Origin of the sequence: Wolbachia endosymbiont of Rhagoletis cingulata (assembly GCF_048537655.1) — a bacterium.
GTDB classification, from domain to species: domain Bacteria; phylum Pseudomonadota; class Alphaproteobacteria; order Rickettsiales; family Anaplasmataceae; genus Wolbachia; species Wolbachia pipientis.
The window spans coordinates 1,250,046-1,272,252 of sequence record NZ_CP175927.1 but is presented as its reverse complement, the minus strand read 5'-3'; the positions used below and the strand labels follow the sequence as shown (position 1 = coordinate 1,272,252).

General features: G+C 35.0%; 26 protein-coding genes and 1 pseudogene. 9 read left to right on the top strand and 18 right to left on the bottom strand.

Annotated elements, in window-relative coordinates:
• Positions 1–9: 9 nt before the first annotated feature.
• Positions 10–990: a phospho-N-acetylmuramoyl-pentapeptide-transferase gene (gene mraY, locus ACJZL3_RS05795; RefSeq protein ID WP_010963043.1), complete on the top strand. Its 981-nt coding sequence runs from the start codon at positions 10–12 to the stop codon at positions 988–990.
• Positions 991–996: 6 nt separating this feature from the next.
• Positions 997–1,593, top strand: a complete 597-nt coding sequence (locus tag ACJZL3_RS05790; protein WP_010082329.1) for a ribonuclease HII — start codon at positions 997–999, stop codon at positions 1,591–1,593.
• Positions 1,594–1,596: 3 nt separating this feature from the next.
• Here the strand turns inward: ACJZL3_RS05790 and virB9 are convergent, their stop codons facing one another.
• The 3 genes from virB9 to ACJZL3_RS05775 form a co-directional block, all read right to left on the bottom strand.
• Positions 1,597–2,379: a P-type conjugative transfer protein VirB9 gene (gene virB9 / locus ACJZL3_RS05785; protein WP_419198724.1), complete on the bottom strand. Its 783-nt coding sequence runs from the start codon at positions 2,377–2,379 to the stop codon at positions 1,597–1,599.
• A gap of 185 nt (positions 2,380–2,564) precedes the next feature.
• Positions 2,565–3,020, bottom strand: coding sequence for an outer membrane lipid asymmetry maintenance protein MlaD (locus tag ACJZL3_RS05780; RefSeq protein WP_010082331.1), 456 nt, complete (start codon positions 3,018–3,020; stop codon positions 2,565–2,567).
• A gap of 2 nt (positions 3,021–3,022) precedes the next feature.
• The gene (locus ACJZL3_RS05775; RefSeq protein ID WP_007548590.1) at positions 3,023–3,337 is read right to left on the bottom strand and encodes an NADH-ubiquinone oxidoreductase subunit NDUFA12 family protein; all 315 of its coding nucleotides are present in this window, start codon (positions 3,335–3,337) and stop codon (positions 3,023–3,025) included.
• A gap of 64 nt (positions 3,338–3,401) precedes the next feature.
• Between ACJZL3_RS05775 and ACJZL3_RS05770 the strand changes: the two genes are divergently transcribed.
• Genes ACJZL3_RS05770 through purF form a run of 3 tightly spaced genes read left to right on the top strand, consistent with a single transcriptional unit; the run spans position 3,402 to position 7,436 of the window.
• Positions 3,402–4,868 (top strand): proton-conducting transporter membrane subunit, encoded by a 1,467-nt coding sequence (locus tag ACJZL3_RS05770; RefSeq protein ID WP_038199409.1) that lies wholly within the window; start codon positions 3,402–3,404, stop codon positions 4,866–4,868.
• Between the two features lie 53 nt (positions 4,869–4,921).
• Positions 4,922–6,025 carry a rod shape-determining protein RodA gene (gene rodA / locus ACJZL3_RS05765; protein WP_010963045.1) on the top strand — a complete coding sequence of 368 codons (1,104 nt, stop codon included), beginning with the start codon at positions 4,922–4,924 and terminating at the stop codon, positions 6,023–6,025.
• 25 nt (positions 6,026–6,050) lie between these two features.
• On the top strand, positions 6,051–7,436 hold the full coding sequence (gene purF, locus ACJZL3_RS05760) for an amidophosphoribosyltransferase (RefSeq protein ID WP_010082377.1): 1,386 nt from the start codon (positions 6,051–6,053) through the stop codon (positions 7,434–7,436).
• On the opposite strand, the gene ACJZL3_RS05755 is transcribed toward purF, so the two are convergent.
• The 8 genes and pseudogenes from ACJZL3_RS05755 to rsfS form a co-directional block, all read right to left on the bottom strand.
• A complete protein-coding gene (locus tag ACJZL3_RS05755) occupies positions 7,418–7,957 on the bottom strand; it encodes a DNA-3-methyladenine glycosylase (protein ID WP_038199418.1) in 540 nt (179 codons plus the stop codon). The genes purF and ACJZL3_RS05755 overlap by 19 nt on opposite strands.
• 60 nt (positions 7,958–8,017) lie before the next feature.
• Positions 8,018–8,935: a hypothetical protein gene (locus tag ACJZL3_RS05750; protein ID WP_419198723.1), complete on the bottom strand. Its 918-nt coding sequence runs from the start codon at positions 8,933–8,935 to the stop codon at positions 8,018–8,020.
• Positions 8,936–9,012: 77 nt separating this feature from the next.
• A complete protein-coding gene (gene ruvB / locus ACJZL3_RS05745) occupies positions 9,013–9,993 on the bottom strand; it encodes a Holliday junction branch migration DNA helicase RuvB (protein ID WP_010963048.1) in 981 nt (326 codons plus the stop codon).
• A complete protein-coding gene (gene ruvA, locus ACJZL3_RS05740; RefSeq protein ID WP_010082382.1) occupies positions 9,990–10,562 on the bottom strand; it encodes a Holliday junction branch migration protein RuvA in 573 nt (190 codons plus the stop codon). The genes ruvB and ruvA overlap by 4 nt, the downstream gene beginning before the upstream one ends.
• A gap of 892 nt (positions 10,563–11,454) precedes the next feature.
• Positions 11,455–12,395 (bottom strand): annotated as a pseudogene (locus tag ACJZL3_RS05735) (IS5 family transposase).
• 398 nt (positions 12,396–12,793) lie between these two features.
• The gene (tyrS, locus tag ACJZL3_RS05730) at positions 12,794–14,044 is read right to left on the bottom strand and encodes a tyrosine--tRNA ligase (protein WP_007548582.1); all 1,251 of its coding nucleotides are present in this window, start codon (positions 14,042–14,044) and stop codon (positions 12,794–12,796) included.
• A gap of 1 nt (position 14,045) precedes the next feature.
• The gene (locus tag ACJZL3_RS05725) at positions 14,046–14,285 is read right to left on the bottom strand and encodes a hypothetical protein (RefSeq protein WP_010963049.1); all 240 of its coding nucleotides are present in this window, start codon (positions 14,283–14,285) and stop codon (positions 14,046–14,048) included.
• Entirely contained in the window at positions 14,276–14,593 is a 318-nt protein-coding gene (gene rsfS / locus ACJZL3_RS05720) for a ribosome silencing factor (RefSeq protein ID WP_006279567.1), read from the bottom strand. The genes ACJZL3_RS05725 and rsfS overlap by 10 nt, the downstream gene beginning before the upstream one ends.
• Before the next feature lie 179 nt (positions 14,594–14,772).
• Between rsfS and ACJZL3_RS05715 the strand changes: the two genes are divergently transcribed.
• Genes ACJZL3_RS05715 through ACJZL3_RS05705 form a run of 3 tightly spaced genes read left to right on the top strand, consistent with a single transcriptional unit; the run spans position 14,773 to position 16,635 of the window.
• Positions 14,773–15,390 (top strand): AAA family ATPase, encoded by a 618-nt coding sequence (locus ACJZL3_RS05715; protein WP_022626414.1) that lies wholly within the window; start codon positions 14,773–14,775, stop codon positions 15,388–15,390.
• 34 nt (positions 15,391–15,424) lie between these two features.
• Complete coding sequence (locus ACJZL3_RS05710; protein WP_007548581.1) at positions 15,425–15,871, top strand: RNA pyrophosphohydrolase; 447 nt, start codon at positions 15,425–15,427, stop codon at positions 15,869–15,871.
• The gene (locus tag ACJZL3_RS05705) at positions 15,868–16,635 is read left to right on the top strand and encodes a TatD family hydrolase (protein WP_010082353.1); all 768 of its coding nucleotides are present in this window, start codon (positions 15,868–15,870) and stop codon (positions 16,633–16,635) included. Before ACJZL3_RS05710 ends, ACJZL3_RS05705 begins: the two co-directional genes overlap by 4 nt.
• A 27-nt stretch (positions 16,636–16,662) precedes the next feature.
• On the opposite strand, the gene mdh is transcribed toward ACJZL3_RS05705, so the two are convergent.
• The 7 genes from mdh to ACJZL3_RS05670 are packed head-to-tail and all read right to left on the bottom strand — an operon-like array spanning position 16,663 to position 20,477.
• Positions 16,663–17,613, bottom strand: coding sequence for a malate dehydrogenase (gene mdh, locus ACJZL3_RS05700; protein WP_007548577.1), 951 nt, complete (start codon positions 17,611–17,613; stop codon positions 16,663–16,665).
• A gap of 3 nt (positions 17,614–17,616) precedes the next feature.
• Positions 17,617–18,189, bottom strand: coding sequence for an NADH-quinone oxidoreductase subunit C (locus ACJZL3_RS05695; RefSeq protein WP_006279573.1), 573 nt, complete (start codon positions 18,187–18,189; stop codon positions 17,617–17,619).
• Complete coding sequence (locus ACJZL3_RS05690) at positions 18,182–18,688, bottom strand: NuoB/complex I 20 kDa subunit family protein (RefSeq protein WP_006279574.1); 507 nt, start codon at positions 18,686–18,688, stop codon at positions 18,182–18,184. Before ACJZL3_RS05690 ends, ACJZL3_RS05695 begins: the two co-directional genes overlap by 8 nt.
• 3 nt (positions 18,689–18,691) lie before the next feature.
• A complete protein-coding gene (locus ACJZL3_RS05685; protein ID WP_006279576.1) occupies positions 18,692–19,045 on the bottom strand; it encodes an NADH-quinone oxidoreductase subunit A in 354 nt (117 codons plus the stop codon).
• An 18-nt stretch (positions 19,046–19,063) separates the two neighbouring features.
• Positions 19,064–19,432 (bottom strand): HIT domain-containing protein, encoded by a 369-nt coding sequence (locus ACJZL3_RS05680; protein WP_419198722.1) that lies wholly within the window; start codon positions 19,430–19,432, stop codon positions 19,064–19,066.
• Between the two features lie 3 nt (positions 19,433–19,435).
• Entirely contained in the window at positions 19,436–19,693 is a 258-nt protein-coding gene (locus tag ACJZL3_RS05675) for a hypothetical protein (protein WP_010082357.1), read from the bottom strand.
• 16 nt (positions 19,694–19,709) lie between these two features.
• Positions 19,710–20,477 (bottom strand): hypothetical protein, encoded by a 768-nt coding sequence (locus tag ACJZL3_RS05670; protein ID WP_070356981.1) that lies wholly within the window; start codon positions 20,475–20,477, stop codon positions 19,710–19,712.
• 183 nt (positions 20,478–20,660) lie between these two features.
• On the opposite strand from ACJZL3_RS05670, the gene ACJZL3_RS05665 reads away from it, so the two are divergent.
• Entirely contained in the window at positions 20,661–22,190 is a 1,530-nt protein-coding gene (locus ACJZL3_RS05665) for a UDP-N-acetylmuramoyl-tripeptide--D-alanyl-D-alanine ligase (protein WP_022626416.1), read from the top strand.
• Positions 22,191–22,207: the final 17 nt, after the last annotated feature.

Below are 22,207 nucleotides of genomic sequence, written 5' to 3'. Positions count from 1 at the left end.
AGTAAGCAGATGATCTTAGCTACAAAAGTATTTTTTACCTCATTTGTTTTTGGGTTTATTCTTTTTCCCTATTTTATAAAGCTTCTAAAAAAAATAAGCAAAGATGGGCAACCAATTAGATCATGTGGACCAGAAAGTCATTTAATAACAAAAAAGAATGTACCACCTATGGGCGGAATAATAATACTGATTTCTTCTTTATTACCAATTTTACTCTGGGCTCAGTTAACACCAGAAATTTTGCTGCTGATATTGATAACTCTATTTTTTGCTCTACTTGGATTTATTGATGATTATTTAAAATTGAAGACAAATCACTATCGAGGTTTAAGTGCAAAAACCAAAATACTTATTCAGTTTATTGTTGCTCTGGTTGGTGTGTTTATACTTAAGCTATACTCTGCTGAATGTTTTACAAAAACGTCCCTATTTAAAGGAGTAATAATAGATTTTGGCTATCTATATGTTCCGTTTGCTGCGTTTGTAATTGTCGGCTCTTCTAATGCTGTGAATCTCACAGATGGTTTGGATGGCCTTGCTGCAACTCAAGTTATCACTTCCTTTGCTTTTTTGGGGCTAATTGCATATATAACTCAGGCAGATATGAATATTACTTTATTCTGCATTGCATTTATAGGAGCTATTCTAAGTTTCTTGTGGTTTAACACACATCCAGCAAAAATATTTATGGGTGATGTTGGTAGCTTGTCGGTAGGTGCGGCTTTAGGGTTAACTAGTGTCCTAATTAAAAGAGAAATGCTTTTTGCCATTATTGGAATAATCTTTGTAATAGAGACTCTATCTGTTATTATTCAGATATCATATTTTAAATATACAAAGTTTAAATATGGAGAAGGAAAAAGAGTTTTTCTTATGGCACCAATACATCATCACTTTGAGAAGAAGAGATGGTCAGAAAATGTAATCGTTATGAAATTTTGGATAATTTCTATTATCTGTTCAGTTTTTACTATAACTTTCTTATTATAAAAACCTATGAAATACCCAGACTTTACATTAGAAAATAAATTATCAGGAGTGATAGCAGGAGTGGATGAAGTTGGAAGAGGTCCGCTAGCTGGTCCAGTAATATCCGCAGCCGTAGTGTTTATTGATAGAAATACAATTATTGATGGAATCAACGACTCGAAAAAGTTGACTCCTCAATGTAGGCAAGTCCTATATGAAAAAATAACATCCGTTGCAAAATTTGGTATAGGAATGGCAAGCGTAGAAGAAATAAATTCATACAATATCTTGCAAGCAACAAAGCTTTCAATGAAACGTGCGTTGATAGACTTGGACCTAGAATTAGATTATGTACTAGTTGATGGTAATCAACCACCTGAAGTGAAATGGCAAGTGAAATCCATAGTAAATGGTGATAATTTGAGTACATCAATTGCAGCAGCTTCAATCGTTGCAAAAGTTACGAGAGATCGGCTTATGCAAGAATTGCATAATAAGCATCCTGAATATAATTGGTATAAAAATAAAGGATATGGGACAAAAGAGCACCTTAACGCTATTGGCCTTTATGGAATTACAGAACATCATAGAAAAAATTTTGCACCCATATCTCGGGCATTATAGCCTTTACCCTTTTTTGAAAGGTATGGTTTCATTAAATAGGCAAACTGTACTCGATCCATTCCTTAAGGTAAACACTGAACTTACCCTTTCGATTATCAGGTAGTTACCAACTGTACGGAAATTTACTAAAGACTCATATCCTGCAGAATCAACCATAAAAACTGCCGGAAAATCAGAGTTTATTTTATTGAATTGTAGATATGTAAATTTTCCGTCATCAAAAACCTTAATTGGTATTATTGACTGACTACCTTTGACGTGCGAGATGGAATAATTAAAATTTAATCCCTTCTTTACAACTTCAATATCATTGATATCAGGAATAATGGTATGACTAGCTTGTTCGAAGATATCACCGTTATTTGTTGTGTAAATCTCATCACTGCTAAATAGTGGATAAAGAAACCTTACTTCATATGCTAATCTTGGATCATCTAGTCCAGTTGCTTCTTCAGCATGAAGTTCAAAGTAATAAACTCTTTTATTGGTAATTATAGTTGCATTAGTATCGGCAATATCATCTATAGGCTTAATAAACAATCTATTACCTTGAGGAAGGAGTTGCCAACCAGTTGAATCACCCATTGAAAGGTTTTGTATTACCTCCCCTGGTTCAAACAATATACTGGACTGATAACCATAAAAACCCGTATACTTATGTATAGCTTGTGGGTTATAATTTATCACCTTTATGTGATTATCTCCAGCTATTGAACGTGGCTCCTGTTTTGCAAGTGCATCACTACCACAGAGGAACAACAGTACGGCAAACAGTAAACCAATCATAATATCAAAATAAATTAATTTTCATTTTATCATTGATAGACATGCACTGCAACTATTAAGGCACTTTCTATACTATAAACCCCAAAGCAAGCGGTAGAAAAGGCAAGAAATAAGGCAAACTCCTTAAATACTTTAGAACTACAGGAGGCTTTACCTGAACGGATATACTTGGAATCCTGCCATTTTCACTTTGTAAACATACCAAGAATTCTGTCCATTATTCCACCCATATTTGCTTCAGCTTGAGTATACTCTATTTTACCACCATGCAAGATTAGTTTAATATCTGATCCAGGTGATATATTAACAAATTTACTGCCAACAACTCCACTGCTAGTGATCAGAGCTGAACTATCAATTGGCAATTTTATGTCTTTGCTTATACACATATCGATTCGTGCTACGTAGGTAGCTTTGTCAAGTGATACACCAGTTATGCTTCCAACATCTACACCAGAGATCTTGACACTATCACCAACTCCTATACCGTTAGCGTTAGCAAAAAGACCATATATTTTATTGCAATCCTTATAGTTTTTCTTTATGTAAGATAGCTTATCAATAGCAAAGAAAATCAGAAAAATAGTGAAAATTAATACAAATAATCCAGCGGTTATTTCAAGTATATTTGACCTTCGCATCTTTAGTTATCAGGACTCCAGCTTTTATAGTAATTTTTCACTTTTTGGTTTGGATAGTATGCATCTTTTGTACCCGTTAAATTAGGAGTATGTTTTACTTTTCTTTTTTTATTATTAACTGGTACTACATTATCAGTATAGTGAAGCCATATATGCCATTCCGGAGGCACTGTTGTAGGCTCAGAGACACTGCTATACATAACCCACCTTTTTCCTTTACTTGATTCATAGTAAGAATTTCCATTTTCATCTCTTCCTACAAATTTATCTTCTCTTCGTAATAGGCGTTTTATTGCGTTACAAATTTTAGATAACATAAGGGTATTAAAACAAAAAGTATTATATATACTAATACTTTAACGATATATTAACAACAATTTAATGCAATTACCAATCTTACAAGTTATTATACCAATAATTGCATCAATGTTTTGCTTTCTTGCCAAGAAACACAAGGTATCTTGGTTTATTTCTTTTATTGCAACAACAATCACTCTTATCATTTCATCAATACTACTCATTAAAACATATAAAGGTGAAATTATAACTTATCACCTTGGAAATTGGGCTCCTCCGTATGGAATAGAGTTAAGAATCGACGTGTTAAACTCCTTGATTCTAACTTTGGTGAATTTTATAGCGCTGATTAGCGTGCTTTATAGCTTTTATATTAACGAAAAAGAAATTAGCAAAAACAAAATCACTGGTTTTTACTCTCTATTTCTACTGTGCTTAAGCGGACTGCTCGGGATTCTAGTAACAAACGACATATTTAACCTTTACGTTTTCTTGGAAATTTCATCTCTTTCTTCTTATGTATTAGTTTCAATGGGAAGGGATAAAAAAGCCTTGGTTGCAGCATTTGAATATCTAATTAGTGGAACAATAGGCGCAACATTTTATTTATTTGGCATCGGGCTCTTGTATTCAATGACTGGAACGCTCAATATGTCTGACATGGCTGAAAGAATAGTTCCATTACACGATAACAACATCATAAAACTTGGCACGTTGTTCATTTTTATTGGTCTCTCAATCAAAATGGCACTGTTTCCATTAAGCAGGTGGCTGGTTAATGCATATAGTGAGGCGCCAAGTTTCATTAGCATATTCTTTTCAGGCACAGTGACAAAAGTGATGATATATGTTTTCATCAGAATCTTTTATACTGTTTTTCATCAAAATTTCTTCTTATTTAAACCATCACTAAGCAACGTGATAATTATCCTCGCACTTTGCGCTGTTATATTTGGGTCGATATTTGCAATAACCGCAAAAGACATAAAAAGACTGCTTGCTCACTCTAGTATTAGCCAAATTGGTTATATAATTTTAGCACTGAGTTTTAACTCAAAAACAGGTGTATTTGCAGCAATTCTTCACATAGTAAACCACAGCATAATAAAAACATCTTTATTTATGGCTGCAGGATGTATTTCTTACAAATTTGATACAACAAAAATAGAGAATTTATCGGGACTCAAGAAATCAATGCCTTATACAGCACTTGCGTTCACTCTACTCAGTTTAGCATTAATCGGTGTGCCTTTAACAAATGGCTTTGTAAGCAAGTGGTATATAATGAAAGCAATTATCGAATCTCATGCGTGGATTTCCCTTGTAACATTTGCTGCTGGCTCTTTCCTTGCATTGATATATATGTGGAAGATGGTAGAGAAAATGTATTTTGAAAATGATGCAACGTCACGCACTGGAATGACACCGGACAAAATTAATGATGTGCCATTTCCTATGCTTTTCTGTCTATTGTTTATGGCAGTTTTAACAGTAGTAACTGGAATATATAGCACTCCAATTCGGTTAGTAGTTGAGAAGTTGGTTTTTTGATTTTTATCTTTGTTTCATATTTTACTATACTTTAAGGTTATAAGGTCTTTATTGTGGATAGACTGAAGAAGATTCATTGGTTGTTAGTCATTAACGTGATAGCGCTGTTTTGCGTTGGCATTGTTGTTCAATACTCTTCTGCTGGAGGAAAGTGGGTGCCATTTGCGATTCACCAACTGGTCATATTCTCCTTCTTTTTCCTACTTGCTATAGCTATGTCATTCATAGAGCTAGATTTTTATTTGAAGCACGCCTACTTTTTTTATGTAGCAGCAGTGATTTCGCTATTAGTAGTGAATTTTTTTGGCTCACACATAATGGGTGCAACAAGGTGGATAAGAATTGGATCAATTAGTTTGCAACCATCAGAATTTGCAAAAGTAGGCTTAATACTTGCGCTTGCTCGCTATTTTGATAAGCAGAGTGTATATAAAATGATGGAATTTAAAAGATTGCTTAAGGCACTTATAATTATTTTCTTACCCGTGTTCTTGGTGTTAAAGCAACCTAATTTAGGCACAGCTGTGATAATGTTATTTATAGGGATATCAATTATATTCACAGCAATAATAAAAAGATCTCATTCGGTAATATGTGGAACGCTTGGCATTTTTGCAGTACCGGCTATTTGGCCTTTTTTACGTCCTTATCACAAGCAAAGGATATTGTCGTTTTTGGATTCATCAGTGGATCCACTTGGAATAGGTTATAATGCGCAGCAATCTCAGATAGCTATTGGTTCAGGAGGTTTGCTTGGTAAGGGCTTTGTTAACGGAAGTCAAACTCAACTTGGATTTTTGCCGGAGAAACGTACAGATTTTGCTTTTGCAGTGCTGAGTGAGGAATGGGGATTTTTAGGTAGCATGGCTTTAATTTTGCTTTATACCTCATTACTTGGCATAATTTTCTCTATCGCTTATAGGTCGAAAAATTATTTTTCTAAGTCGATATCTATCGGCATTTTCGCCTTTTTTAGTGCTCATTTCTTTATAAACATCGGAATGACAATGGGCCTCTTACCTGTGATAGGCGACCCATTGCCATTTCTGTCCTATGGAGGAAGTACAACTGCTGCAAGCTTAATATGCATAGGATTATTGCTGGCAATAAAAGCAGATGAACAACAAAATGCTTGTATTTTACCTATGCTAAAGTAAAATTAAATTTTACTTAATAGTTTTTATGCTAGATGAAATGCGTGAGGAATGTGGGGTATTTGGCATAAGTTGCAACCAAAGTGCTGCTTTTAACTCTATACTTGCTCTCCACGCTTTGCAGCATAGAGGTCAAGAGTCTTTTGGCGTAGTAACCAGTAACAACGATAAGCTGCACTCTTATCACTTTCAAGGTCAAGTGAGCAGCGTATTTGATGATATAGATGAAATAAAGAAATCCTTACCTGGAGATTGTGCAATAGGTCATGTTCGATACTCAACAAGTGGTAATAAGTTTGGAGTGCAGCCCATGTTTAGCAAAAGTGGCAAATTTGGGGATTTCGCCATAGCACATAATGGTAATTTAATTAATATTTCTCCGATACGCGAACAATTGATTAAACAAGAGTGCGTTTTTCAGTCAGATATTGATACAGAAGTAGTAGTGCATCTGACAGCAAGCGGTGAAAAAGATAGCTTTTTAGAGAGTTTTATATATGCATTAAAGCAAATACAAGGTGCTTATTCTTTTGTTGCAATCAATCAAGAAGTAGTTATTGGAGTACGTGATTCATCTGGAATCAGGCCTCTTGTTTTAGGAAAGTTAAACGGTTCTTACGTTCTTGCATCTGAAACTTGTGCTCTTGATATAATAAATGCAGAGTTTGTTAGAGAAATAGAACCAGGCGAATTAGTTACCATCAGTTCGGGTAGTAAGCTAGCCTCAATGTTTCCTTTCCCACAGCAAAAATCAAGTTTTTGTATTTTTGAATACGTTTATTTTTCAAGACCAGACAGCATAATGGAGAATAGGTCTATATACGATACAAGAAAAGAAATAGGAAGAATACTTGCAGAAGAGAGCCCACCAAAAAACAATGTAGATATGGTTGTACCAATACCTGATTCTGGAATACCTGCAGCTATTGGATATGCAAAGCATTCAGGATTACCTATGGAACTGGGAATAATTCGTAATCATTACATAGGAAGAACTTTTATACAACCAACCGCTGAAGTACGTAAAGTTAGAATAAAATTAAAATTCAATGCTAATAAGCACACTTTGAAAGGTAAAAACATAATTTTAATAGATGATAGTATAGTGCGTGGTAGTACGTTAACAAATATAATAGTTATGCTAAAGGATGCAGGAGTAAAAGAGATTCACCTCAAAATTTCAAGCCCACCAATTAAGCATTCTTGTTTTTATGGAATAGATACGCCAGAGTGCAAAGATTTAATTGCTGCAAATAAATCTGTAGAGGAAATTAAGGAAGTTATAGGAGTAGATAGCCTAGCCTTCTTGAGTATTGATGGATTATATCAGGCTGTTAAAGGAGAAGTGCGTAACAATGCTACACCACAATATTGTGATGCTTGTTTCACTGGTGATTATCCAATTGGCAAATAGTCTACGCAAGATCTTAAGTTTTTAAACCGCCAAAATTTCTCTTGGCCTTTACTAATTCCGATTCTCGGAGTGCACACATAATCTGGTTTGAGGTGAGATTCATAAACACAAAATTCGTGGCTTATAGTAAGGTCCTGTTTGTTATGTTCTTTTGTAATATTTAATCTTTTACACAATATTCCTGGCCCACCTAAATTTGCCTCAAGCGGTTCAATGAGCTTTAATCCCCGTATTAACACTGCTGCTGGGAACCCTTCTGCTTCTGTTACAATATTTAAACAGTAATACATTCCATATATAAAGTACACATATGAAAACCCCGGCATACCAAACATTACTGAGGTTCGGTTAGTATAACCCTTAGCTGCATGACAAGCTGGGTCACTCATTCCTATATAGGCTTCAACTTCGGTTATTATTCCACTAAAGTTAGAAAATTTCAGCATCTTTCCTAGTAACTCCCCGGCTACAACCAAAGTTGGCCGCTCGTAGAAATTTCTTGGTAGTATTGTGTTGCTCATCATAAAAGTATAAGTTACTTGCAGATGCAAGCAACTTATACTGAATTTTCACTACTTTACCTATTTTGAAGCAGCAGGAGCTTGATGCTTTTGTGATGCGCCGCTCAAGTCTTCTACATTTGTTGAATGCTGCTCCAAAAATTTTACTTCTTCAGAGCTTTGTTGTAATTGTGTTTGTGGCAATTGTGATGCTAACACTTCATGTAAAGGCTTTGCTTCATATTGCCTTCCTACTTTTACTTCTTTATGTGCAGCTAATTGCTCCATAGTAACACCATTACCCTCAATAAGTTCTACGGAGCCATTATCATGAATATTAATTTTAATATTACATTCTTTTCCTTGAGCATTCCACTTTAAAGTCATTTGATATGACCCATTAGCTACTTCATAAATTCTTGTTCCATGTTCATCAACCCGGCAACGTAGCCCCCTTGCTTTACTTTGAGGTAGCAATAATGTAATTGCTTTCACGCCATATTGTTTACACAAATCGTTATTTAGAATGTCACTCATGCTTATTTCTTTTGTATTACTACCTATCGCAATTCTTACGGCAGGCTCAATAATATTATCTTCATTTTTGCTTTCTTTAAGTTTTATAAATTCTATATCATTATTTTCTATATTTTTAGATATCTCTTCTTTAATTTGTTCAGCAATTTTGCCTATAATGTTCTTACCACCATATTTATTCTCATCCCGAGCAGTATATGTACATATACCATTACTATCCTTATGAATATAAGGTTTTGGTTTCTTTTTATTAATGGTATTAGTAGAAGTGTTGTTCTGCATTATAAAGAACTCATTCCATTCTTCTGCATTATTAAGAGTGACGTATTTAGGTACGTTCTCATCTAGTGTTGATTTAGGTACATTTTTAGTATCCGAAATCGAATTATTATCAGAAGGACTGATATTTAGATTAGAAGAAGTTTCAATTAAAGATACAGTTTCAGTGCTATTAGTTAACATATATGCCTCCATTATTTTTAATATATAAATGTTAGCATATAGATACCACGCCAATTAGTCAATATAAATTATGATGTTTAATGTTGAAAGCTCAAATACTCCTTTGCTTGATCGGTTAGAACGCGCCCTCTTGGTGTGCGCTTTACAAAACTAATTTTGATTAAATAAGGTTCTACTGTTTCTTCAATATTGCCAACATCTTCGGATAGCGCAATAGATATGGTGTCAATTCCAACAGGGCCTGAAGTGTTGAATAAAAATCTTAGATAATTCATATCAAGTTTATTGAGTCCCATTTTATCTACACCCAATTTTAGTAATACAGAATCAGCGACTTCATAAGTAATTTTTTTATCATCTTTCACTTCAACAAAATCCCTTATTCTTCTGAGTAACCTCAAAGCAATTCTTGGAGTGCCGCGCGCACGGCAGGCAATTTCCCGTGCTGCATCCTCTTCAATTTCAGCAGAAAGAACTCTTGCGCCTCTTTTTATAATATTAACCAGCTCCTCAAAGGAATAAAACTCAAGATGCAAAGGAATGCCAAAACGATCTCTGAGTGGCGCAGAAAGTAATCCAAGCCGTGTTGTTGCTCCAATTAGCGTAAATGGTGGTAGATCTATCCTTAAAGTGCGAGTAGATGGACCTTCACCTACTAATATGTCCAGGCAAAAATCTTCCATAGCAGTATATAAAACTTCTTCGATGCTGCGATTTAATCTATGAATTTCGTCGATAAATAGAACATCTTTTGCATTTAAAGTGGTAAGCACTGCGGCCAAATCTCCAGCTTTACTAAGTAAAGGACCAGAAGTTGCGCGAAAGCTAACTCTTAATTCTTTAGAAACAATTTGTGCTAAAGTTGTTTTGCCAAGCCCTGGAGGACCATATAATAAAACGTGATCTAAAGCTTCAGTTCTCGTCTGTGCAGCGTTTATAAACACTTTTAAATTTTGTATTAAGTCTTTTTGCCCGACAAAATCATCAAGTTGTTCAGGCCTGATGTTGATATTGCGCACATCTTCAGTATATTCTTTACCGCACGATATTGATTTCATAGTATTGAAAGCTCCTTAAGCGCCATGCGAATAATATCCTTAGTGTCCAGATTTGGCCTGTATTTTTTTATCGTATCATAAGCTTTCATTTTTTCATACCCAAGATTGATCAATGCTGAAAGGGCATCTTCATTAATTGGATGAAAATTATTGTTATTTATTTCTAGTTTACTCACTTTGCCACTCAATTCAGTGATGATTCGATTTATGAGTTTCAGGCCAAGTCCGCTCATCTTGAGTGCTACTTTATCTTCATTCATAATTGCCAAAAATAGCTGTTCTGGAGTTAATTTGCCCAAAATTGACATTGCAGTTTTATAGCTAACGCCGCTTACTTTGACAAGCAACCTCAAGCACTGCTGTTCTTCTTTGCTTATAAAACCATATAGCTGAGCGACATTTTCTCTGTTATTTGCATAGGTTTCGATAAGTAATTTAACTCTACTTCCGATGGAACATGCATTTAAAGTTTTGGCTGAAAGATACACCATATAGCCAACATCATTCACATTCAGGATTATGTGATCACTGCGCACTTCATCAACTATTCCGCTTAGATTTCCTATCATTTTTAACACTATATAGAGTTCAGTTTAAATACTCCTGGATCTTAGGTCAAGCAAACGAACATTATAACAGGGAAACGTGGCTAAAAAACCACTTGACAAACTCCGCCAGCCCCCTTATCATAAACACTGAAGCTATTTATTTATCTTCTCTGTACAGATTAAATGACAAAAAACTCACGTATCTGGCGTCTCATGTTTAATTTTTTGCACTATGTGCACTCTATGTCTTTATCAAATTTCTGGGTTTTTACCTACACAAGCTGAAATACGCTTATAAAGCATTTAAAACATTAAAAAACGCCAACTTAAAAAATGGATAGTGAATAATTAGCTACCCTAGGGTTTCTTTTGCCTTTTTTTCTGTTTAGTAAATTTCTTAATGTTTATAATTTAGATTAGTTGCAGCTTAAAAGCAGCTGAGTCGTGGTTATTAAGCGTTTAGAATAAAAAAACGCCATACTTGAAAGTATAATGTAAGTAATTAGCCAACCACGGGGCTTCTTTTGCCTTTTTTTTATTTGGTAAATTTCTTAATGTTTGTAGCTAAACGACAACCGTCATCCCGCTGCTTGTTAGCGGGATCTATGTTAAGGTATGACGGTTAAGTAAGGGATCTATGTTAAGAGATACCGCGAATGAATCGCGGTATGACGGTGTAGATAGTAATTCGTCATCCCGCTACGTGTTAGCGGGATCTCTTGTTAGCGCCGCGGCGGTATGACGGTTCGTGGCAGCGTGACGATAAGCTCGTCATCCCGCTACGTGTTAGCGGGATCTCTTGTTAGCGGCCGAGATACCGCGAATGAATCGCGGTATGACGTAGGACTGCTGTCATCCCAGTGCGTGGGCTTTGTTGCATCGCTCTTCGGATAGTAGGTAACGCACAATAAATTTATGAAGCTATCTCAAATTTAGCCATACCAATATCAGTGAACTTATTGAGCAAATAGCATTTAACAAGTAGTTCCTTCTCTCTATTTGTCTCAGATTTATTCCTAAAACTAAACCCGAATGTTTGTTTCAGTCGCGAGAAAAAACTTTCTATATAAGATCTTTTTCCATAACTCATCTCTTTTTTCCACTTCTTTATACCATCTTCATCATATGACTTTATGAGCTTGACTGCAGAATTTCTCTCAGCCATATAGTCTAACTTTGGATGCTCTGCTGCGTTGTTTTTCGGAGGAATTTTCGTTTTTATACCATATTGATTACACAGCTTATAGAGCTTTTCTCTGTCATATGCCCTATCTGCATATAGTACTTTTATGACATACTGAAAATCGACTTCTTTTAGCAAATCACAAGCTCCATAGTGATCAGCCGTTACTGTATTTTACAGCTATGGCTTTTTTGCTGTTTGTATTCAACATTACATGCAATTTTCTTGTCTGTTCATAGCTGCGATACTTTCTATCTTCGCTATTTTCTTTGCTATGACCAGGAGTGTTGTTGTATATACTAATTCCTGTACTGTCTATAGCAATTTCGATATCTTCCATATTATTTTCTGCAATCATTGATCTTAATATTGAGTTTCTTAAACCTTCTTGATGATTGTGAATAGCTGATAACTTGCAAATTTTTCCCAATTTGCTCAAGGTATCCTGCTATAAACCCAACTGTTTGCCTCAGGCCTATTCTAAATAAACAAGTTATTATGTGCACCAAAATTACAACTTTATCGCTATAAATATTGTTGCCACCTGGTATTTTTGGACCATTCTCGTACCACTTTTCTATGGCTTCGTTGATATAATGAAAAATATTTCCTCTTTTTTCTAGAAATTTGTTATATTCGCTATGGTTACTGACCCTCATTTTTTGTGGCATATTTTTTCTTTCAAGGTTAAATGGCTATTTTATAATGAATTTTGTCAGTAGCCACCAGATTTTTTCAGTTGCTATGCAACAAAGCCATCCCAGTGTCGGCTACTTGGATGACAAGAAGAGGGTACTTGGATAAGAGGCATTGCCCTCCTGGTAGGCCCAAATTGCAATGTCCGTACAGTTATGGATTCATTCGCGGTATAGATTCCGCTAATGAGTAGCGGAATGACGAATTTGTTGTTTTTCAAATTGTAGGTAAACCTAAGCCACTTTAGCTATATATAATAGAATTTCGCTTTCTACTATCTTTCCAGTTGTTTTATACATAATTCTCGAATTTTGAAAATTTGCTCCATATCTAATTTCTCACTTGTATAAAATTTGTTTTCTTACTTCGAGACCTAATCTACCACAACTTTTATATGGCGTTTCTTTCCTGCAGATAATTTTATAAATGGCTGATCTTTAAAGCTTTCGAAATTTATTACATGATCAATATTGTTTACAACATTATCATTAATCTTGCATCCGTTGCCCTGTATTAAACGCTTTGCAGCGCCTTTTGAAGGTTCAAAACCGGTGTCATGTAGTAGGTCTACTAAGGATATGCCGCTTGCAACTTGTTCTTTTTTTATGATGTAATCAGGAAGTAGTGAGCTATCTTCATTCTCAAAAGCAGAAATTGCAGCAAATTGTGCAAGTTCCGCTTCTTTGTCACCATGACATATTTTTGTCACTTCTGTTGCCAAGACCTTTTTTGCTTCATTTATTTCTTGATCCTTTAAAGACTCTAATTTTCTAATCTCATCAATTGGCACATCAGTGAGCAATCTTAAAAAACGTCCAACATCTTGATCATCAACGTTGCGAAAATATTGCCAGTAGTCGTAAGGCTTTAGCATATTATCATCAAGCCACACTGCTCCACTTTCAGTTTTGCCCATTTTTTTTCCTTGTGCATTTAATAAAAGAGGCATGGTAAGGCCAAATAGCTCAGGTAAATTCAACTTTTTTCCAAGTTCAATTCCGTTTACTATATTTCCCCACTGGTCTGACCCTCCAATCTGCAGACGACAATCATATTTTTTGTTTAATTCAATAAAGTCGTAAGCTTGCAATAGCATGTAATTAAATTCTAGAAAGCTTAAGGTTTGCTCTCTATCCAGCCTGGTTTTCACACTATCAAAACTTAGCATACGATTTACAGAAAAATAAGCTCCTATATCACGCAAAAAATCTATGTATTTTATGTTATCCAACCAATCTGCGTTATTTACTATCATTGCACCAGTCTTGCTGTCATTAAAAGACACCATTTTCTCTAATATTCTCCTTATACTGGATGTATTTTGATTGATGTTCTCTACAGGCAAGATGCTTCTTGCTTTATCTTTGAAGGATGGGTCACCAATTTTTGTTGTGCCACCTCCAAGTAAGACTATCGGCTTATAACCAAATTTTTGTAGGTGACAGAGCATCATAATCTGAATTAGGTGACCAGCATGAAGACTTGGTGCTGTGCAATCAAACCCAATGTATGCAACTATATAATTGCTCTGCAATAATAATTGATCTAGTCCTTCAATGTTTGTGCATTGGTATAGGTACCCTCTTTCTTGGATGAAATTTAAAAATTCAGATGCGTGTTTCATTTTATAAACCCCAGTCTATCCTGTCATTAATGCCGAAGGTAACCCTAATAGAGAAGCCAGTGCCCAGACACTGGAACTTAATTATAAACAAGCACACTATACAACGTTTCCGATGAAATTGCATGAAAAACTGGATTCCAGTGTCAGCTACTTTCATGACACCACTACCTGTGCAGGAGTTGCCTTCAAAATTACAACGTTTGTGCAGTTGTGCACCAGCTATCCAGGCAATCAGTTCCATAACTCTTCTATTTTATAATACTCCCTTACTTCCGGCCTGAATATGTGAACCATTATGCCTTGAAAATTCAAAACTACCCAATTGCCTTCATCCATACCTTCTACATCTATTTTATCATGTGGCTTGAGGCTTTTTATTACGTGCTCAGCTAAAGCTTTAACGTGACGGCTTGAATCACCAGATGCAATAATCATATATTTTGCAATAACGGTTTTATTCTGCACATCAAAAGTTACTATATCATGACCTTTATTTTGATCTATTATCTCTTCAATTGTACTTCTTATCGATTCCATATCGCTAAGCATTGTTTACAGGTTATATGATTCATTTATAGTTATATACTCAAAATTTCTAAATATGAACTATTTTCAACGCAACTACTTGTTAAAGGTATTACCTGCATCTATTTTATCATCATGTTTTTAGCATGTACAATGTATATACTTTTTATATAATTGAAAATAGCTTTTTACTAGTATTCATTATGGGCAAGACTCTCATCTACTTAATCGGCTTTCCAGGCAGTGGTAAGTTTACTACTGCAAAGGAACTGTGTAAAATCATTGGTGCAGTAATAGTAAGCAATAATCTATTCAATAATATTATATTTGATATTGTTAAATTACAAAACGCTGAAGTTCCAGATGACCTATGGGAAAAAATTTTTGCAGTTAGGGAAAATGTATTAGCAATACTGGAAAAACACTACGTAAAATCAAAACATTATATATTTACAAATGAATTGATAGAGGGTGATCCCTATGACCAAAGATTATATAACTCAGTGGTAAATTTAAGTAAAAAAATGGACATGGAAATTTTTTCTGTAGTATTACATTGTAATAATGAAAAACTAGTAAGACGTGTCCAATCAGAAGAGAGATATCAGGAAAATAAAATTACTGATCCGGATTTTGCTATAAAGAAAATTGAAGGGAAAAGGCTATTTATACCTGAGGGTTCGCTTGAAATTGATAACTCGAACTTGAGTGCAAAGGAAGTTGCAAAGAAAATTGTTGAAGAGATGAAGAAAGAAAAAAATGGAAAATTAATTAAAACTTCTGTAACAAATCATTTAAAAACAGAGCGTACTCGTGGTTGAGCAGAAAGATAAGTACCGTCCTTGTGTTGGCATAATGCTATTTAACAGACAAGGACATGCCTTTATTGGAAAACGCTTTGATAGCGATTCTTACTGGCAGATGCCACAAGGAGGTGTTGATGATGGTGAGGAACTGGAACAAGCAGCGTTACGTGAGTTGCTAGAGGAGGTTGGTACTAATAAAGTAAAGGTTATAACTAAAAGCAAGGATTGGATATACTACAACTTGCCTGAAGAAGTTATACCAATATGCTGGAATGGAAAATATTCTGGTCAAAAGCAAAGGTGGTTCTTAATGAAGTTTTGCGGAGAGGATGAGGACATTGATATTAATTATACTGGTCATCCAGAGTTCAAAGAGTGGCGTTGGCAAGGTATAGATAGTTTAGTAGCCAGTGCTATATCATTTAAAAAAGAAGTTTATAAAACAGTGATAGAAGAGTTTTCTTCTATAATAAAAGCCTCAACAATAAGCTCATGATAGTAGATTCTCATTGCCACTTGATTTATTTTTCTGACGATGAAATACCAAAAGTAATTTCAAGGGCAGAGCAAAATGGTGTAAAGGTTTTGCATAACATATGCGTAAGCATTGACGATGTTCCTAAGTTATTAAAAATTTCTTCATCCTATGATCAGGTCTACTCCTCTGTTGGTATACATCCGCTTGATGCTGCTATAGAAAACGGTGAGTGTATACATGTTGATGAATTAGTTGAATTTACCAAGAACCAAAAGGTAATTAGTATCGGTGAAACCGGGTTAGATTTTTATAAATCTGACAACAAAGACAATCAGAAAAAAAGTTTTGCATTACATATAGAAGCGTCAAGAATAACTGGACTACCTTTAGTTATTCACACAAGAAGCGCTGATAATGAGATGATCGATATGTTAAGGTCAGAAATGAAAGCCGGTGCTTTTAGTGGAGTAATGCACTGCTTTGCTTCCTCTAAAGAACTTGCTTATCAATCTATAGATTTGGGGTTATATATTTCATTTTCTGGAATTATTACTTTTAAAAATGCGAGCTTACTCAGAGAAATTGCACAAAATGTACCACGCGAGCGTGTTTTAGTCGAAACTGATGCACCATATCTATCACCTGAGCCTTATAGGGGAAAAAAGAATGAACCAGCAATGGTGAAATACGTTGTTGATTGTTTGGCAGAGTTGTGGAATGAGTCACCAGAACAAGTAGCGAAGGTAACCACAAGCAACTTTTTTAGGCTGTTTGAGCTATAAAGAAGCTCTATAAAACCATTAATTTGCTTATGAACCTAAAGATTTCACCAGCTCTCTCACCGAGTTTACAGACTTATTAAACATTTCTTGTTCACTATCATTCATTTTAACTTCTAGGATCTTTTCAATTCCGTTTTTTCCAATAATTACAGGAACACCAATAAACAACTCTTCTACACCATATTCACCATTAAGGTAAGCAGCACATGGTAATATGCGCCTCTTATCTTTTAAATATGATTCTAACATGCATATAGCTGAAGATGCAGGAGCGTAGTATGCAGATCCAGACTTAAGCAGATCAACTATTTCTTTACCGCCATTGCGAGTGCGTTCAACTATTTCATCGACTTTTTTCTGTGTGATAAGACCCATATCGATAATTTGAGTAAGTGGAACTCCAGCAACTGAAGCACAATTGATTAGTGGTACCATAGTGTCGCCATGTCCTCCAAGCACAAAAGCAGATATATCTTCAACTGAGATATTTAACTCACTTGCAAGAAAGTAACGAAAACGGGAAGAATCAAGCACTCCTGCCATGCCAACAATCATATTAGTTGGAAGGTTTGAAAATTTATGCACCACTGAAACCATGGCATCCAAAGGGTTGGTAACCACTATTACAAACGCGTTTGGAGAATATTTTTTAATATTTTCGCCAACCTCCTTCATTACTTTAGCATTGGTTTGCAGGAGGTCATCCCTGCTCATTCCAGGTTTTCTAGCGATGCCAGCGGTTATTATAATTGCATCGGAGTTTTTTATATCTTCATACCTATTTGTGCCAGTAATATTGACATTAAATCCATCAATAGGGGATGATTCTGCTATGTCGAGTGCTTTACCTTGTGGTATTCCATCACTAATATCAAGTAAAACAACATCACCGAGTTCCCTTAGTGCAATCATATGGGTGAGAGTTCCACCGATATTTCCTGCACCGATTAAAGATATTTTTTTTCTTTGTACTGTCATTTTCTACTCCTTTGTATTTACTTTTATGGTTTTACCTTCCCAAGGCGATAAGCTATCAAACATACGAAAATCTTGCGGTAAATCTATAGGATTATACACAACCTTTTTTGTCTCTATATCATATCTTACTTCCTCATAACCAGTGAGAGGGAAATCTTTTAACATTGGATGACCTTTGAATCCATAGTCTGTTAGAATCCTACGCAAATCAGGGTGATCAGAAAACTCTATTCCATACATATCAAACACTTCACGCTCAAACCACAAAGCCGTACTAAATATCTTCGCTACACTTGGAGGCATGTCGCTTTCACATAACTGAAGCTTTATGTGTACTCTAATATTATGCACAATGCTGAGTAGATTGTATATTAGCTCGAAACGCTTCTCTCTATTTGGATAGTCAACCCCAAAAATATCAACTAATAGTTCAAACCTACACTTTTCATCATCACGTAGAAAGAATAGGTACTTTTCAATTTCATCTAAAGTTGAATATATTACAATAATACCATCATCTTTTTGAATGCACTCGCATTTGGTCTTTTTTTGTATATACTTTGCAGTTTTATCCATTCCGAGTCCGTTTTATTTTGTTTTGTAGGCATAGCATTCCATATAGCAACGCCTCAGCGGTTGGTGGGCATCCAGGGACATACACGTCAACTGGCACAATTCTATCACAGCCTCGGACTACTGAATAAGAGTAATGGTAATAACCACCACCATTTGCACAACTTCCCATGGAAATAACATACTTCGGGTCTGCCATTTGATCATAAACCTTGCGCAATGCTGCTGCCATTTTATTAGTTAGTGTGCCAGCAACAATCATCACATCTGATTGACGTGGGCTTGCACGAAACATTATACCATATCTATCAAGATCATAACGGCTGGATGCAGTATGCATCATCTCAACTGCGCAACATGCAAGACCAAATGTCATTGGCCACAATGAACCAGACCTTGCCCAATTCATTACATAATCTGTTAAATCACCAAATTTAGTGACAAGAAACCCTTCTTTTTTATAACGACCCCAGTCATCATTAGATAGAATTTGATTTGTCATAAACTACTCCCACTCTAATGCACCTTTACACCATTCATAGATAAAACCTATAGTGAGTATTGCAAGAAATACCATCATAGACCAAAATCCACCATAGCTTATCTTAGATAAAGAAACAGCCCAAGGAAAAAGAAAAGCAATTTCTAAGTCAAATATTATAAATAATATTGAAACTAGGTAAAATTTAATGTCAAAATTTTTCCTTGCACTGGATAGTGGATTGAAGCCACACTCATATGTGGAAAGCTTTTCACCATCTGGCTTACTCACTGCAAGAAACATAGGCAATATACCTAAAGCAAAAGATACTACAATTGATACGCAGATAAAGATTACTATGGTTAAATATTCGCTCATTTAACAAAACATATAACACTATGAGTTTACATGCTTTCCTAACTTTTTACCACCTAAAATATGCACGTGAAAGTGTGGTACAACCTGCTCTCCATTTTCACCGTAGTTAGTGACTAATCTATATCCTGTTTTTTCTAGATTATATTTGTGTGCTATCTCTCTTACAGTTTTGAAGAAATCCGCTATTTCCTCTTCAGGAGCTTTTAGAATGAAATCATCATATGAAATATATTGATTTTTTGATATAACTAAAATATGAACTGGTGCGTCAGGGTACTTATCATGAAAAGCTAGTACATTTTCATTTTCATGTACCTTCCCACAAGGTAACTCACCTCTTAATATTTGAGCAAAGATGTTATCGCTATCATAAACTTCATTGCTCATATTTTAAGAGCGACCTTTCCCTCTTTCTTCGTTTTTCTCTACATTAGGTGTAGATAGTGGTTTTATCGCATCACCAGAAGCATCTTCAAGATTTAAAGAGCTTACAAGTTCCCTTACTTTTACCATGTCCTGCTGTTCTTTCAAAAAGGGTTCTATTCCACTTACCCTTTTTCCAGTAATAACTCCTGGTTGTAAGTGATACATATCCCCAGGAACAGTTAGACTATGATGTCTTTCCTCTATTTTTTTAGCTTCACTCATAATACTCCCCTATAACTTATTTTTGCATTCCACAACTTTGCGACTTACCTGCTTTTATAGCTTCTTGCGCCCATTTTTTCTCACCTGAAGCTATAGTTTCTGAAGGCTGACCAACATCAGACTTCACAACTTTGTCTGATGACTGCTTTTGATTATCATATTCCTTATACAATTTTTCTGCAATACCATACAGCAATTTTAAGTCTGTGTGAACTTTAAATTCTCCACCAGTAATTTTTGCTAGATCTTTAAGGTTACCGTCAACTTTTTGTTTAATTTCTTCAATAGCAAGCTTTTTTATCTCCTCTGGACTCTTTCCTTTATATTTAATGTCTTCAATTATTTTTTTAACATCAACTTCAATTACAATTTTATTTTCTTCTTTAAAGATAGTTACATTTGGCAGGTTTTGCTTTATTTCACCTAATCGTTCTGGCGTCAAATAGGGTATATCCCCTGTCAGAGTCCTTGATGCTAAAAAAGTTACCTTTCCTGTTCCTTTCTTTTGCTCCATTATTTGGACACCAAGATCCTCACTAGCTTGTGTGGTTTCTATAGGTGGATCATATTCTTCAAGTGGGTTGCCAATAATAGAACGTCCGCCATTTTTTATGTCGTGCCGCATTTCATCCCAGGACTTAAACCAATTCTTTGGCCATATAGGGTACACTGCACCCTTGACTAGAACTTTTACACCTCTACCCAGAAAACTTCCTACTCCCGAAGCTGCATTACCAACTTTAGCTAGTATAGAAGTAGATTTTTCATTTTTTCCTGTGAACATACATACCTCCAAGGTACTTTCTACAACTAAATACATTTTAATTATAGACGAAAAAATTTAAACTTCTATATCCATTATAAGATAGAATTATAGGGATTGCAACCATTATTTGCACATTGTCTAAAACATGTAGTATTTTCGCTACTTTTATTGTTCAATTTATTATAAAGAATACTCTAAATTATGTTTAAATGGAACACAAATAATATCATTGATGCAACTGGCGGAAGAGACGTAAATGGTTGTAATTGGATACATAGCTCAAATATTTCAACGGACACAAGAAGCATAAAAAAAGGTGATTTATTTATTGCCCTCAAGGGAAAGAATTTTGATGGCCATAATTTTTTGCATGAAGCGTTTTTAAAAGGGGCTATCGCTGCAATAGTGAGTGAGGGTAAATATAAAAGTTTCCCTCTCATTATTGTACAAGATACCCTGAAAGCTTTGCACGATATGGCATCATATTACATTAGAAATGTTCTTATTGATGCTAAAGTTATTGCAGTTACAGGCAGTGTCGGAAAAACCACTACAAAGGATATGCTACACACTGTTTTATCGCAATATGGAGTGTCCCATGCAAACGAAGGTAACTTAAATAATAATATAGGATTGCCTTTGACAATTCTGAAAGCTCCAAAAAACTGCCAGTACTTAATTCTTGAAATGGGAATGAATAAAGCTGGTGAAATAAAAGAATTATCAAAAATTAGTAATCCGAATATTGCAGTTATTACCAACATCGAACCTGCACATACTGAAAATTTTTCATCACTATTTGACGTTGCACAAGCGAAGTTAGAAATTCTGTATGGTATGAAAAATAACGGTACTTTGGTTTTAAGCAGAGATAATAAATATTATGATTATCTCTCATCACACGCCAATAGAAATGTAATAAGCTTCGGTAAAGATAAAAATGCTGAAGTTTGTTTACTAAACTTAATAAGAAACGATGAATCTTCTGTCATTTCAGCACTATCTTCTGTCATCCCAGTGCTTGACTACTTGGATCCAGGAAGTTCAATTGCAAATGAGCATATCAGACGGTTGTATAATAAAGACTGGATTCCAGCGTCACGCGCTGGAATGACATCAAACCGAGTTGCTAATAGATTAAGTTTAAAAATCAGGCTGAGTGATAATCAAATTATAAACTGTAATTTACGTGTACAAGGTGAGCATTTTGCTTATTCGCTACTTGCTGTTGCAGCAGTTGTGCAAAGCCTCGGACTTGATTTATCAAAATTACCACTTGCACTTAAGAATTTTAGTGTAGCGAAAGGTAGAGGCAATATTCATAAGGTCAAATGCAATAAAAAATATATACATTTAATTGATGACTCCTATAACGCCAGCCCTGCTTCGATGAAAACTGCAATAAAAACTTTGAGTACATATTCTAATCAGAGAAAAGTAGCTTTGCTTGGTGATATGTTGGAACTTGGTGATGAAAGCATAGAGTTTCATACAGATTTGGTTAAGATTATCACAGAAAATAATATAGATAAAGTTTATACAGTTGGTAAATTTATGTTAGAATTGCATGAGCTTTTGCCAGATAATATAAGAGGCACGCATTTTAATGATTCTAATCAATTGAAAAGTGATTTAGCTAACATTATTCAGAATAATGACGCAATTCTAGTTAAAGGCTCACGAGGAATGAAAATGGATCTTATTGTACGGGAATTCGTAATAAAATATTAAGCGAAATCATTGTATTA